Annotated in this window: 13 protein-coding genes; 12 read left to right on the top strand and 1 reads right to left on the bottom strand. The window is 70.6% G+C overall.

Features of this window, described 5'->3' with window-relative positions:
* Nucleotides 1–33: 33 nt before the first annotated feature.
* The 11 genes from ACAX67_RS09565 (at nucleotide 34) to ACAX67_RS09615 (ending at nucleotide 12,829) form a co-directional block, all read left to right on the top strand.
* Entirely contained in the window at nucleotides 34–978 is a 945-nt protein-coding gene (locus tag ACAX67_RS09565) for an ABC transporter ATP-binding protein (protein ID WP_370703574.1), read from the top strand.
* Entirely contained in the window at nucleotides 975–1,757 is a 783-nt protein-coding gene (locus ACAX67_RS09570) for an ABC transporter permease (RefSeq protein WP_370703575.1), read from the top strand. The genes ACAX67_RS09565 and ACAX67_RS09570 overlap by 4 nt, the downstream gene beginning before the upstream one ends.
* Before the next feature lie 26 nt (nucleotides 1,758–1,783).
* Nucleotides 1,784–2,890 (top strand): sensor histidine kinase, encoded by a 1,107-nt coding sequence (locus tag ACAX67_RS09575; RefSeq protein ID WP_370703576.1) that lies wholly within the window; start codon nucleotides 1,784–1,786, stop codon nucleotides 2,888–2,890.
* Nucleotides 2,887–3,501, top strand: a complete 615-nt coding sequence (locus ACAX67_RS09580) for a response regulator (protein WP_370703577.1) — start codon at nucleotides 2,887–2,889, stop codon at nucleotides 3,499–3,501. Before ACAX67_RS09575 ends, ACAX67_RS09580 begins: the two co-directional genes overlap by 4 nt.
* Before the next feature lie 87 nt (nucleotides 3,502–3,588).
* Nucleotides 3,589–4,971: an FAD-binding oxidoreductase gene (locus ACAX67_RS09585; protein ID WP_370703578.1), complete on the top strand. Its 1,383-nt coding sequence runs from the start codon at nucleotides 3,589–3,591 to the stop codon at nucleotides 4,969–4,971.
* Entirely contained in the window at nucleotides 4,971–6,263 is a 1,293-nt protein-coding gene (locus tag ACAX67_RS09590; protein WP_370703579.1) for a class I SAM-dependent methyltransferase, read from the top strand. Before ACAX67_RS09585 ends, ACAX67_RS09590 begins: the two co-directional genes overlap by 1 nt.
* A 143-nt stretch (nucleotides 6,264–6,406) precedes the next feature.
* The gene (locus ACAX67_RS09595; RefSeq protein ID WP_370703580.1) at nucleotides 6,407–10,744 is read left to right on the top strand and encodes an Ig-like domain-containing protein; all 4,338 of its coding nucleotides are present in this window, start codon (nucleotides 6,407–6,409) and stop codon (nucleotides 10,742–10,744) included.
* 28 nt (nucleotides 10,745–10,772) lie between these two features.
* Nucleotides 10,773–11,279: a phage tail protein gene (locus ACAX67_RS09600; RefSeq protein ID WP_370703581.1), complete on the top strand. Its 507-nt coding sequence runs from the start codon at nucleotides 10,773–10,775 to the stop codon at nucleotides 11,277–11,279.
* A gap of 42 nt (nucleotides 11,280–11,321) precedes the next feature.
* Entirely contained in the window at nucleotides 11,322–11,813 is a 492-nt protein-coding gene (locus tag ACAX67_RS09605) for a phage tail protein (protein ID WP_370703658.1), read from the top strand.
* Between the two features lie 12 nt (nucleotides 11,814–11,825).
* Complete coding sequence (locus ACAX67_RS09610) at nucleotides 11,826–12,347, top strand: phage tail protein (RefSeq protein WP_370703582.1); 522 nt, start codon at nucleotides 11,826–11,828, stop codon at nucleotides 12,345–12,347.
* A 2-nt stretch (nucleotides 12,348–12,349) separates the two neighbouring features.
* The gene (locus ACAX67_RS09615) at nucleotides 12,350–12,829 is read left to right on the top strand and encodes a GNAT family N-acetyltransferase (RefSeq protein ID WP_370703583.1); all 480 of its coding nucleotides are present in this window, start codon (nucleotides 12,350–12,352) and stop codon (nucleotides 12,827–12,829) included.
* 11 nt (nucleotides 12,830–12,840) lie between these two features.
* Here ACAX67_RS09615 and ACAX67_RS09620 read toward each other — a convergent pair whose 3' ends face one another.
* Nucleotides 12,841–13,173, bottom strand: coding sequence for a DUF6916 family protein (locus tag ACAX67_RS09620; RefSeq protein WP_370703584.1), 333 nt, complete (start codon nucleotides 13,171–13,173; stop codon nucleotides 12,841–12,843).
* A gap of 26 nt (nucleotides 13,174–13,199) precedes the next feature.
* On the opposite strand from ACAX67_RS09620, the gene ACAX67_RS09625 reads away from it, so the two are divergent.
* The gene (locus ACAX67_RS09625; RefSeq protein WP_370703585.1) at nucleotides 13,200–13,634 is read left to right on the top strand and encodes a DUF6916 family protein; all 435 of its coding nucleotides are present in this window, start codon (nucleotides 13,200–13,202) and stop codon (nucleotides 13,632–13,634) included.
* Nucleotides 13,635–13,643 lie beyond the last annotated feature (9 nt).

The raw sequence follows: 13,643 nt of genomic DNA on the forward strand, positions 1-13,643 counted from the left end.
GCCCCGAACGCCCGCAGACGGCAGGCTGGCGCCATGACCACAGCCACGGCCGCGCCAGCGGTCCGCTTCTCGGGGGTGACCAAGGACTTCGGCGCGGTGCAGGCCGTCCGCGGGATCGACCTGGAGCTCCAGCACGGCGAGATCGTCGCCTTCCTCGGTCCTAACGGCGCCGGCAAGACCACCACCATCGACATGGTGCTCGGGCTCAGCCGCCCGACCACGGGGTCGGTCGAGGTCCTCGGCCTCGAGCCGCGCCAGGCGATCGCCCGCGGCCTGGTGTCGGCGGTGATGCAGACCGGCGGCCTGCTCAAGGACCTGACGGTCCGCGAGACCGTCGCCTACACCGCCTCGCTCTTCGCCGACAGCCACCCGGTCGACGAGGTCCTCGGCCGGGCCGGCATCACCGGCATCGCGGACCGCAGGGTCGCCAAGTGCTCCGGCGGTGAGCAGCAGCGGCTGCGCTTCGCCATGGCGCTGCTCTCCGACCCCGCTCTGCTGCTGCTCGACGAGCCCACCACCGGCATGGACGTCGAGGGCCGTCGCTCGTTCTGGTCGGCGATCCGTGCCGACGCCGCGTCCGGCCGCACGGTCCTCTTCGCGACGCACTACCTCGAGGAGGCCGACCAGTACGCCGACCGGATCGTGCTCATCAGCCGGGGCCGCATCGTCGCCGACGGCACCGGGGCGGAGATCCGCGCGCTGGCGTCGGGCCGCACGGTCCGCGCCCAGGTCGACGGTCTCGACGAGGCCGTGACCGGTGCGATCGAGCGCCTGGGCGGGGTCGACCGGGTCGAGACCCGCGGCGACACGCTCCTCGTGCACGCGAAGGACAGCGACGCGGTGGCCCGCTACCTGCTGACCGAGACCTCCGCCCGCGACCTGGAGATCACCGCCCAGGGCTTGGAGGAGGCGTTCCTCAGCCTGACCGGCAGCCCCGGCGACACCGACACCGACGACGCCGAGGAGGCCTCGCGATGACCGCCCTGATCGACCCCACGGTGCGGCGGGTGCCGCCGCTCGGCGGCATGAACCTCACCGTGCTACGCATCGAGCTGCTCCGCATGCTCCGCAACCGGCGCACGATCGTCTTCACGCTCGTCCTGCCCGCGGCCCTGATGTTGTCGTTCGGCGGTCAGGCCGGTTGGCAGGAGCGGGTCGGCGACGGCAACGTCGCGGCCTACATCCTCCTGTCGATGGCCCTGTACGGCGCCGCGCTGACCGCAGCCGCGACCGGCTCGATGGTCGCGTTGGAGCGGGCCCTGGGGTGGTCGCGCCAGCTGCGGCTCACCCCGCTCCACCCGGTGGCCTACATCCTGATGAAGACCTTCGTCGCGCTGGTGATGGGCGCGCTGGCGATCCTGGCGGTCAACCTGATCGGGGTGCTCCAGGGCAAGGCGGACATGCCGGTCCACATCTGGATCGCCGGCGGGGCGCTGGCCCTGGTCTGCACGCTGACCTTCGCCGCTCTGGGGGTCTTCATCGGCTACGTCGTGCCGGGGGAGAACGCGATGCAGATCCTCGGGCCCGGGCTGGCCCTGATGTCCTTCCTGGGCGGGCTGTTCATCCCGCTCGACCAGTACGCCGAGCCGGTCCGCCTGGTCGCCTACTGGACCCCGATGTACGGCGTCGCCGAGGTGGTCCGTGCACCGCTGACCCACGAGCTGCCGTGGTACGCCGTGGTCAACGCCGTCGGCTGGTTCGCGCTCTTCGTCCTCGGCGCGGCCTGGCGGATGAGCAAGGACACCGCCCGGGTGTGAGGTCGATGGTGACTACCGTTCGGTCCATGGCGGCACCGGTGGAGACCCTCGACACGGAGGGCCGGGCGTGGATCGGTGCGCTCTACGCGGGCGTCTGGCTGCTTTTCCTGGAGGCGCCCGCGGCGGAGGCGGTCCGGCTGGCGCCGGCCCCGCGCGGGTTCCTCGGCCTCGTGCTGGTCGTGGCGTTCGCCGTCGCCTACCTCGTCACCTTCCTGATCAACCGTGCGACGCGACGGGCGGGGCAGCAGGTGCCGGTGCAGCGCGCCGTCGTCGCCGTCGGGCTCCTGACGGGCCTCGCGGCTCTGCTCTGCGTGGCGGTCGGCCAGGACGGCACGGCGACCTTCGTGTTCCTCGCCGTCGCCTCGGTGATCCACTTCGAGTGGCGCTGGGCGGTGGTCCTGGTGCTGGCGATCGCCGGTGCCAACGAGGTCCTGCCGCACGTCGTCCACGGATGGACCCGCCAGCCGTCGCTGACCCTGGCCGTCGCGCTGGCGGCCTTCGCGATGACCGGCGTGCTGCGGGTCATCGAGCGCAACCGGCAGCTGATCGACGCCCACGCGACCAATGCCGAGCTCGCCGTCGAGAACGAACGCGGGCGGTTCGCCCGCGACCTGCACGACATCCTCGGCCACTCGCTCACGGTGATCGCGATGAAGGCGGAGCTGGCGGGCAAGCTCTTCGACGTCGACCCCGAGCGCGCCCGGACAGAGGTGGCCGACCTGGAGCGGTTGAGCCGCGACGCCCTGGCCGACGTACGACGGGCGGTCGAGGGCTATCGCGAGCTGACCCTCCCGGGCGAGCTCGCGCGGGCGCGCACGGCGCTGGCGGCGGCCGAGATCGAGGCGACCCTGCCGGGCTCGGCCGACGAGGTGCCGACCGACCTGCGCGAGCTGTTCGCGTGGACCGTGCGCGAGGGCGTCACCAACGTGATCCGGCACTCCGGCGCCCGTCACTGCGAGGTGGTGCTGGCCGCCGATCGGGTGGAGGTGTGCGACGACGGACCCGGCCCGACGGCGCCCTCCGGCCCCGGCAGCGGGTTGCGCGGCCTGCGCGAGCGGGCCCACGCCGCGGGGGCGACGGTGGAGACGCGGCGGCTCGACCCCGGCTGGGCGCTGGCCGTGGTGCGGGCATGAGCGACCACATCCGGCTGCTGCTCGCCGACGACCAGGCGCTCGTGCGCGGTGCGATGTCGGCGCTGCTGTCGCTCGAGCCGGACCTCGAGGTGGTCGCCGAGGTCGGCACTGGTGAGGAGGCGATCGCGCGTGCCGCGGACCTACGCCCCGACGTCGCGCTGCTCGACGTGGAGATGCCGCACACCGACGGCATCACCGCCACCGCGGGCATCCGGTCGGCCTCGCCCGGCACCCACGTGCTGATCGTGACGACCTTCGGTCGCCCCGGCTACCTGCGCCGCGCCCTGCAGGCCGGCGCGTCGGGCTTCGTGGTCAAGGACACCCCGGCAGCGCAGCTGGCCGACGCCGTGCGCCGGGTGCACCGCGGCCTGCGCGTCGTCGACCCCGCCCTGGCCACCGACTCCTTGATCGCGGGGGAGTCGCCGCTGACCGCGCGCGAGACCGACGTGCTGCGGGCGGCGCGCGACGGCTCGTCGGTGGCGGCCATCGCGCGCACCCTCGTGCTCTCGGAGGGCACCATCCGCAACCACCTCTCCTCGGCGATCGGCAAGACCGGCGCGGGCAATCGCACCGAGGCGGTCCTCGCCGCCGAGCGCAACGGGTGGCTGTGAACCGAGCCCGCCGGGGGACAGGGTGTACCGCGAAAAATACCGGATCCGGTCTCCGCTTCGGCAACGGACAGGGGTAAGTTCGAGGCCATGCCAGACCGTGCCTGGGAGCAGCACGCGCGGGCGGTGGAGCGCCTCGCGTCGTCGTACGAAGCCATCCCGAAGGGTCAGCCCGTGCGGCTGGCCAAGCAGACCACCAACCTGTTCCGTGCTCGGACGGCCAGCACCGCGCCCGGTCTCGACGTCAGCGGCCTCGCCGGGGTCATCGAGGTGGTGGCACGTCCCGACGAGGGGCCGCCGATCGCCGAGGTGCAGGGGATGTGCACCTACGAGGACCTGGTCGACGCGACCCTTCCCCACGGCCTGATGCCGAAGGTCGTGCCGCAGCTGCGCACGATCACCCTGGGCGGCGCGGTGACGGGCCTCGGCATCGAGTCGACGAGCTTCCGCAACGGGCTGCCGCACGAGTCGGTGCTCGAGATGGACGTGTTCACCGGCGCCGGCGAGGTCGTGACCACCCGTCCGGGTGACGACCTCTTCGACGCCTTCCCCAACTCCTACGGGAGCCTGGGCTACGCGACCCGGCTGCGCATCGAGCTGGAGCCGGTGCCGTCGTACGTCGCGCTGCGCCACCTGCGCTTCGACGACGCCGGCCTGATGGCCAAGACGGTCGAGGAGATCACCCGCTCCCAGGAGCACGACGGCGAGCCGGTCCACGGTCTCGACGGAGTGGCCTTCGCGCCCGGCGAGTACTACCTGACGCTGGCCCGCTGGACCGACGACCCGCAGGGGCCGGCCGGAGAGCGGCCGAGCGACTACACCGGCCAGCAGGTCTTCTACCGCTCGCTGCAGGAGCGGCAGACCGACCTGCTCACCACCTACGACTACCTGTGGCGCTGGGACACCGACTGGTTCTGGTGCTCGGGCGCGTTCGGCGCGCAGCACCCCGTCGTGCGGCGGCTGTGGCCCGCGCGGCTGCGCCGCTCCGACGTCTACATGCGGCTCCTCAAGCTCGACCGGCGCTTCGCGATCGCCGACCGGCTCGACCGCCGGGCCGGCCGACCTTTGCGCGAGCGGGTCGTCCAGGACATCGAGGTGCCGGTCGACCGGCTCCCCGAGTTCCTCGACTGGTTCGACGCCGAGATCGGCATGCGCCCGGTGTGGTTGTGTCCCTTGGTGGCCGGACGGGACTGGACCGCCTACCCGCTCGAGGCCGGCGCCACCTACGTCAACGTCGGCTTCTGGGGCACCGTCCACGTCGGCCCCGACGCCGTGCACGCACCGAGGAACCGCGCGATCGAGGCCAAGGTGCACGAGCTGGGCGGTCACAAGAGCCTCTACTCCGACGCGTTCTACGACCCCGACACCTTCGACCGGCTCTACAACGGACCGGCCCTCGCCGCGGTGAAGCGCCGCTACGACCCCGACGACCGATTGACCACTCTCTACGACAAGGCTGTGAGGAGCCGCTGATGACCCAGAGCCTGCTGACCAGGAAGCTCACGATCGCCGAGGCGTTCGACAGCCTGATGCGCGAGCCCCTCCCGCTCCGCGTCACGGCCTACGACGGCAGTGCGGCCGGTCCCGAGGACGCTCCCTACCGCGTCCACATCGCCACCGAGCGCGGCCTCGGCTACATGATGAGCTCGATCGACCCCGACCTCGGCCTCGGCCGGGGCTACGTCTCCGGCGACGTGCAGGTGTTCGGCACGCACCCGGGCGACCCCTACGAAGCGCTCGTCGTGCTCAAGAAGGGCATCAAGTTCCGCCGCCCGAGCCCCCTCGAGCTGGTCACGATCATCCGCTCGCTCGGCATCAGCCACCTGGTGCCGCCGACGCCGCCCGCCGAGGAGGCGCCGTCGCGCGTGCGCCGACTCTTCGAGGGCTTCCGCCACAGCCTGACCCGCGACGCCGAGGCGATCCACCACCACTACGACGTGTCGAACCGGTTCTACGAGCTCGTCCTCGGCCCGTCGATGGCCTACACCTGCGCGGTCTTCCCGCGGGAGGACGCCACCCTCGAGGAGGCTCAGGAGACGAAGTTCGACCTGGTCGCCCGCAAGCTCGACCTCAAGTCCGGCCAGCGGCTGCTCGACCTCGGGTGCGGGTGGGGTGGCATGGTGCGCCACGCCGCCAAGGAGTACGGCGTCAAGGCGCTCGGCGTCACGCTCTCCCAGCAGCAGGCGGAGTGGGCGCAGGAGGAGATCAAGCGTCAGGGGCTCGACGACCTCGCCGAGGTGCGCTTCCTCGACTACCGGCTCGTGGAGGAGGGCGACTTCGACGCGGTGAGCTCGATCGGCCTGACCGAGCACATCGGCGTGCGCAACTACCCGGCCTACTTCGGGTTCATCGAGGACAAGCTCAAGCCCGAGGGACGCCTGCTCAACCACTGCATCACCCGGGCCAACGGTCACCAGCCCACCAAGCCGGGGGAGTTCATCGACCGCTACGTCTTCCCCGACGGCGAGCTGGCCGCACCAGGGCTGCTCGTGAGTGCGGTGCACGACGCCGGCATGGAGGTCCACGACGTCGAGAACATCCGGATCCACTACGCCAAGACCCTCGCCGGCTGGTGCGCCAACCTCGCGGCCAACTGGGACGAGTGCGTCGCCGAGGTCGGTGAGAACACCGCTCGCGTGTGGGGCCTCTACATGGCCGGGTCGCGCCTCGCCTTCGAGGAGAACGAGATCCAGCTGCACCACATCCTGGCCGCCAAGGTGGGCGACGACGGCAGCAACGGGTTCCCTCTCCGCCCGACCTGGTGAGCGCTCGGCAAATTCCTGACGCGAACTGATCCATTCCCCTGACGCCGGACGCCGGTGGTGGGAGAGTCCGAACGTCCGGGGGAATGGATCACCGCCACCGCCTGCCCGGCGGGTGGCGGTCCGAAGAATTTCGGGAGCGTTGGATGAGCTCTGCACGCGCATCGCGGATCGGAACACTCCTCCTGGCGGCCGCGACCGCCGCCCTCTTCGTGCCGGCGGTGCCGGGTGCGGCATCGGCGACGCCGCCACCGCTCGGCAGTGCCTGCACGATCGAGGGCACGACCGGCCCCGACACCTTGGACGGCACGCCCGGTGACGACGTCATCTGCGGCTACGCCGGCAACGACACCATCGACGGGATGGGCGGCGACGACCTCATCATCGGCGGGGCCGGCGTCGACGTCCTGGAGGGCGGCGACGGCGCGGACGACGTCCGCGGCGGCACCGGCGAGGACATCATCACCGGCGGCATCGGAGCGGACAGCCTCTACGGTGACGGCGGCGACGACAGCGTCTCCGGCGGCGACGACGCCGACACCGTCGTCGGCGGACCGGGAGCCGACACCCTCAACGGCGACCTCGGGGCCGACACGCTCTGGGGCCAGGCGGGCGCCGACACCGCGAACGGCGGCGACGGCGACGACAAGATCGACGGCGGTTCCGACGCGGATGTCCTCCACGGCAACGCAGGTGCCGACAAGGTCAACGGCGCGACGGGCGACGACGACCTCTACGGCGACGAGGACGACGACGTGCTCCGCGGCGGCGACGGCAACGACGACCACTTCGGCGGCACCGGCAACGACACGATCCACGACCAGGACGGCGCCGCCTTCGCCGACACCGTGACCTGCGGGGACGGCACCGACACCGCGTTCGCCGACTTCTTCGACTCGATCGGTCTCGACTGCGAGACCCCGAAGGTCATCGACCGCGACGACCCGGTCGCCGTCGACGACACCAAGACCGTGATCGAGGACGCCCCGGCGCGTCCGGTGATGGTGCTGGCCAACGACACCGACGCCGACGGCGGCCCGATCAACATCACCGCGGTGACCCCGGCGGCCCACGGCACCGTCACCATCGCAGCCAGCAAGCAGCGCGTCTTCTACAAGCCGGACGCCGACTACTGCAACACGCCTCCGGCCACCGCGCTCGACACCTTCACCTACACGCTGTCGCCCGGTGGTGACACCGCGACGGTGTCGGTCAAGGTCGCCTGCCGGGTCGACAACCCGGTTGCGGTGGACGACAGCCAGACCGTGCTCGAGGACGACCCGGCCACGACCATCGACGTGCTCGGCAACGACAGCGACCCCGACGGCGCCGGCCTGCTCATCGGCACGGTGACCGACCCCGCCCACGGCACGGTCGTGAAGACCAACGGTGGCGCCGACCTGACCTACCAGCCGGACGCGGACTACTGCAACGACGGCCTCACGACCGACGACTTCGACTACACCCTCACCAACGGTGGCGACACCGGCACCGTCAAGGTGACCGTCACCTGCGTGCAGGACGACCCGATCGCGAGCAACGACACCCAGACGGTGCTCGAGGACGCGGCTGCCACGACGATCGACGTGCTGGCCAACGACTCCGACGCCGAGGGCGACGCGTTCTCGATCACGTCGGCGACCGACCCGGCCAACGGCGCGGTCGCGATCACCAACGGTGGCGCCGACCTGACCTACACGCCCGACCCGAACTACTGCAACGACCCGCCGGGGAACACGCCGGACACCTTCGACTACACCCTGACGCCCGGCGGCGCGACCGCCACGGTCGAGGTCACGGTCACCTGCGTCAACGACAACCCGGTGGCCGACGACGAGTCCTTCGCGACCGCCATCGGCAACACCGACTTCGTCGTCGACGACCCGGCGGACGGCGCACCGACCGTGTCCACCCCGCACAAGACGATCACCGGCGACATCCTCGACGGCGACACCGACGTCGACAGCGCCGGGCCGCTCACCGTCACGGCCGAGACCAGGGCCAGCGCCGACGGCGGCAGCGTCACCATCGAGGCGGACGGCGACTTCGTCTTCACCCCGAAGGCCGGGACCAGCTGCACCGACCACTCCGACTCGTTCAACTACACGGTCAACGACGGCGACGGCGGCACGGACACCGGCACGGTGACGATCACGATGGCCAACTGCGTCTGGTACGTGAAGAACAACGCGGCCGCGGGTGGCACCGGCGTCTCCAACGCGCCGTTCGACACCATCACCGAGGCGGAGACCGCCTCGCTCGCAGGCGAGACGATCTTCGTCTACGACGGCGACGGCACCTCGACGGGCCTCGGTGGCGACGGGCTGGTGCTCAAGGACAACCAGTCCCTCATCGGGGAGTACGTCGGCCTGACGATCGGTCTCGACACGCTCGTGCCGGCCTCGCCGTCCTTCCCGCCGATCCTCACCGCGACCAACGCCGACGTCGTCTCGCTGGCGTCCGGCAACACGGTCTCCGGCATCGTGCTCGACCCCAACGGCACCGGCGGCGGCTTCGCCGGTGGTGCGGGCGACAACGGCGGCACCCTGACCAAGGTGCTCGTGTCCGACCAGGGCACCGCGGGCACCCAGCCCATGGTCGAGCTGGACGGGGTGTCGGGCGCCTGGACCCTGAGCGGCGTCAGCGCCAACAACACCAACGCGACGGGCCAGTCGAGCAGCTCGTCCGGCATCCGGATCAACAGCACGACCGGCAGCATCACCTTCGTCGACAACGACGTGACCCCCGACCCGTTCGAGAACAACTCCTTCCAGACGACCGGCGCCAAGGCGTTCGACGCGGCCAACGCACAGGCCGTGTCGGGCAAGGTGGGGACCCGGGTGGTCACCTCGGCGACCGGCGGGATGTCGCTGTCCAACGTCTCGGCGAACGCGGGCGTCGGTCTCACCATGAGCGTCCAGGCCACGACGACGGGAGGCACCGGCTTCTCGGCGGTCTCGTCCGGACCGATCACGATCACGAGCTCCGGTGCCAACAACTCCATCACGAGCTCGGGCGGTCGCGCTCTGGTGATCCAGAACACGACGATCGCCTCCGGCAACGCCACCTTCGCGAAGATCTCGGCCAGCGGCGGTGACATCGGCATCCTGCTCGACAACACCGGCACCTCGGGTCACCTGACGGTCAGCGCGAGCGGTGCAGGCACCTGCACCAACGGCACCGAGGCCGCGGGCTGCGTCAGCGGCGAGATCACCGGGCAGACGGGCGCGGACAGCGCGTCCGCCACGCCGGGCGGGACCGGCATCGTGCTCAACAACACGATGGCCCCGAGCTTCTCGCGGATCTGGGTGCACGACACCTCCAACTACGGCATCCGTGGCACCAACGTCGCCGGGTTCTCGCTGGGCAACAGCGTGCTCAACGGCAACAACGGTGACTCCACGGTCGAGGACGACTCGACGGCGTTCTTCAACCAGCTGAGCGGCACGGTCACCATCAGCAGCACCTACATCGCCGGCGGCTGCACCAACAACCTGTGGGTGGACAACACCTCCGGCGGCGCGACGGTGAGCCTCACCAACAGCACCCTCGGCTCGTCGGCCGGCACCTGTGGAGGCGTGCAGCGGCCGAGCAACGACGCGGCGAACTTCGAGGCCGAGCCTGGCGCCGCCGGGCTCAGCCTGACGGTCGACAGCACGACCTTCCAGAGTGCCGCGGGCGACCTGCTCAGCTACATCGCGCAGGGGTCGGTCTCGGGCAGCCTCGCCGTCACGGGCAGCACCTTCAGCAACAGCCACCCGGCGATCGCGACCGGTGGCGGCGGACTGAGCATCAGCTCGGGTGTCACCACGACGATGAACTTCGACACCAACACCTTCCGCGACGCGGTCGGCTACGGGGTGCTGATCGTCAAGCTCGACGGCAGCTCGGCTCAGACCGGCACGTTCACCAACAACACCATCGGCGTGACGGGCGTGGGCAACTCCGGGTCCAAGGAGGGCTCGGGCCTGAAGCTGCAGAACGTCGGCCAGGGCACCGACACGTGGGTGGTCACCAACAACCAGGTCCGCGGCTACAACAACTACGGCATCGAGGTCGAGGCCGGTGGTGGCGCGGCGGCGAGGTCGGGCGCGATCAACACGACGATCACCGGGAACACGATCGCCGAGCCCGGCAACACGGCGGGCACGCTCGTGGTCGCGAAGAACGCGATCCACTACAACGTCGGCACCGTGCCCGGCGACACGTTCCAAGTCTGCGCCGGCATCACGAACAACAACATCTTCTCGGGCGGCAAGGACGCCGTGCCCGCCACGATCGGCGACATGGACTTCCGCTTCCGCCAGCGCCAGGCGACCACCATCAAGCTGCCCGGGTACGGCGGGCTCAACAACGACAACACCGCGGTGCAGAACTTCGTCATCGCCAACAACAGCGTCGGCGGGGTGCCGACGGGCGTGGTGTCCAACACGGTGCCCACCGGTGGCGGCTTCGTCGGCGGCGCGGCGTGCCCGACATCGTGACCACCAGGGACCCAGGAGAGGAGACCCGATGAGCTACGGAGACAACTTCTTGGCTGAGATCAAGCTGGTGTCGTTCAACTTCCCGCCGAAGGGTTGGGCGTTCTGCAACGGGCAGACCCTGCCGATCAACCAGAACCAGGCGCTGTTCGCGCTCCTCGGGACGACCTACGGCGGCAACGGGCAGACCACCTTCAACCTGCCCAACCTCCGCGGCCGGCTGCCGATGCACTTCGGCAACGGTCACACGCTGGGGGAGGCGGCCGGCAGCACCGCGGTGACCGTCAACATCCAGCAGCTGCCGACCCACACGCACGTCGTGCGGGCCTCGTCCGCGGCGACCGGCGGCACCGCCAGCCCGAACGGGAACTTCCTCGGCGGGGCCAACAACGCCTATCGCAACGGCTCACCCACCACGACGCTGAGTCCCTCGATGATCAGCAGCGTGGGCGGCAGCCAGCCGCACAACAACATGGCGCCCTACCTGGTGCTCAACTACATCATCGCCCTCCAGGGCATCTTCCCGAGCCAGAGCTGAGGGCGGTCAGAGATGTCGAATCCTTATGTCGGAGAGATCCGGATGTTCGCCGGCAACTTCCCGCCTGTCGGCTGGGCGTTCTGTGAGGGACAACCGATGCCCATCTCCGAGAACGACGTGCTGTTCCAGCTGATCGGCACCACCTACGGTGGCGACGGCGAGGAGACCTTCAACCTCCCCAACCTGTCCAGCCGGTTCCCGATGCACATGGGCACCGGGCCGGACGGGACGACGTACCAGATCGGCGAGATGGCGGGCACGGAGCAGGAGACGCTGACGACCCAGCAGATCCCCAACCACACCCACCCCTTCGGTGCGGTCGACGCCCAGCCGGGCAACCAGGTCGTGCCGACCAACAACGTGCCGGCGATGTCGCTCAACGTGGTGCCGTTCATCAACGACGCGCAGTCAGGGCTCTTCAACGCAGGGTCGGTCCAGCCGGCTGGCGGCAGCCAGCCGCACGAGAACATGCAGCCCTACCTGTGCATCAACTTCATCATCTCCCTGTACGGCATCTTCCCGAGCCAGACCTGAGGTAGGAGCGACATGGCTGACCAATTTCTGGCCGAAATCCGCGTCTTCCCGTTCAACTTCGCGCCCAGAGGCTGGGCGTTCTGCCACGGGCAGCTGCTGCCCATCTCGCAGAACACCGCGCTCTTCTCGCTCCTCGGCACGACCTACGGCGGTGACGGCAAGTCGACCTTCGCCCTCCCCGACCTGCAGGGCGTGGTGCCGATGCAGCAGGGCCAGGGCAGTGGCCTGTCCGAGCGCTGGCTCGGCGAGCAGGGCGGCGTGGAGTCGATCACGCTGCTCCAGAGCGAGATCCCCCAGCACACCCACTCGATGGGCGCGGACGTCCTCGACCTGGCCGACACCAGCACGCCCAACCCCGGCGCGGTCTACGCGCTGTCGGCCGGCGGGACGCTCTACCAGACCTCGGGCAACACCGACATGGCCTTCCAGACCCTCGCGCTCGCGGGCGGCAGTCTGCCGCACAACAACATGCAGCCCTACCTGACCCTCAACTACTGCATCGCGCTGCAGGGCATCTTCCCGCAGCGGCCGTGACCATGACGTCTGCTGTCGTGCCGGACCGGATCGCGCTGCGTGCCGCGACCGACGAGGACCATGCGTTCCTCGTCGGTCTCTACGCGACGACCCGCGACGACCTGGCGCTGCTGCCGCCCGACCAGCGCGACGCGCTGATGTCGATGCAGTACCGCGCCCAGGACCTGCAGTGCCGACAGGCGAACCCCGACGCGCGCTACGACGTGGTCGAGGTCGCCGGGCGCCCCATCGGCCGGCTCTACGTCGACGAGCGGACCGAGGACCTGCACATCATCGACATCAGCCTGCTCCCCGAGCGCAGGGGAGCAGGCATCGGCACGGAGCTCATCCGTGCCGTCCAGGACGAGGCCGCGGCCTCGGGTCGGGGCGTCAGCCTGCATGTCGCCCTGGGCAACCCGGCCGCGGCCCTCTACCTCCGCCTCGGCTTCCGGCCGGTCGAGGACCTCGGCGTCTACCGCCGGCTCGAGTGGAGCGCGACGTGACCGGCCGGGGTCTAGGCGAAGGCGGCCTCGTAGCGCGGGCCCTCGGCGTCCGGGCCGAGCGGCACCAGGAAGAGCGCGAGCTCTCCCAAGCCGTCGTGCTCGAGGAGCCACAGCCCCTGCAGGAGCTGGAGGTCGGCCGGGCCGCGGAAGAGCAGCGAGAACTGCTGCCGCTCCGCCCCGTCCGCGCTGGGCGCACCCGCCTCGCCGAGCAGCGTCGCCTCGGCCAGCACCAACGGGACGCGGGGCGTCTCCGCGGCGCTGTCGTCCTCGGGCGGCCGCGCGACGAACTGCTCACCCGTGCGATCGGCGAAGTCGTCGTACGTGAACCAACCGGTCTCAGCCACGGGCCGATGCTATCCAGGAGGACTCCATGACCCGCAGCACCGACGTCTCCCGCCGCAGCGTGATCGGGGTCGGCGCTGCCGGTCTCGCGGCATCGGCCGTGGGCATCGAGATCCCGCAGGCGACCGCTGCGCCGACCGCACCCAAGGTCGCCGCCGACCCGACGTTCACCGCGAACGCTGCTCTCTACACCCGGTCGCGCTACACGCCGCTGAAGCGCAAGGGCTTCAGCCTGGTGCGGGGCGGCAAGGGCACGCCGGTCGTGCTCAGGGAGGTCGCCGACATCGACGGCGCGGCGGCGGGGGCCGAGGATGCGTTCCGGCTGACCTTCACCTGCAAGGGCACGCCGCCCGAGCAGGCGACGTACTCGCTGCGCAGGTCCGGCTTCGCGCCCACCTCGGTCTTCGTCGTGCCCGACGCCGAGCGCGGCGGGGTCACGGCGATCATCAACTCCGCGCGCTGACTCGATAGC

Origin of the sequence: Nocardioides candidus, from assembly GCF_041321175.1 — a bacterium.
GTDB lineage: Bacteria > Actinomycetota > Actinomycetes > Propionibacteriales > Nocardioidaceae > Nocardioides.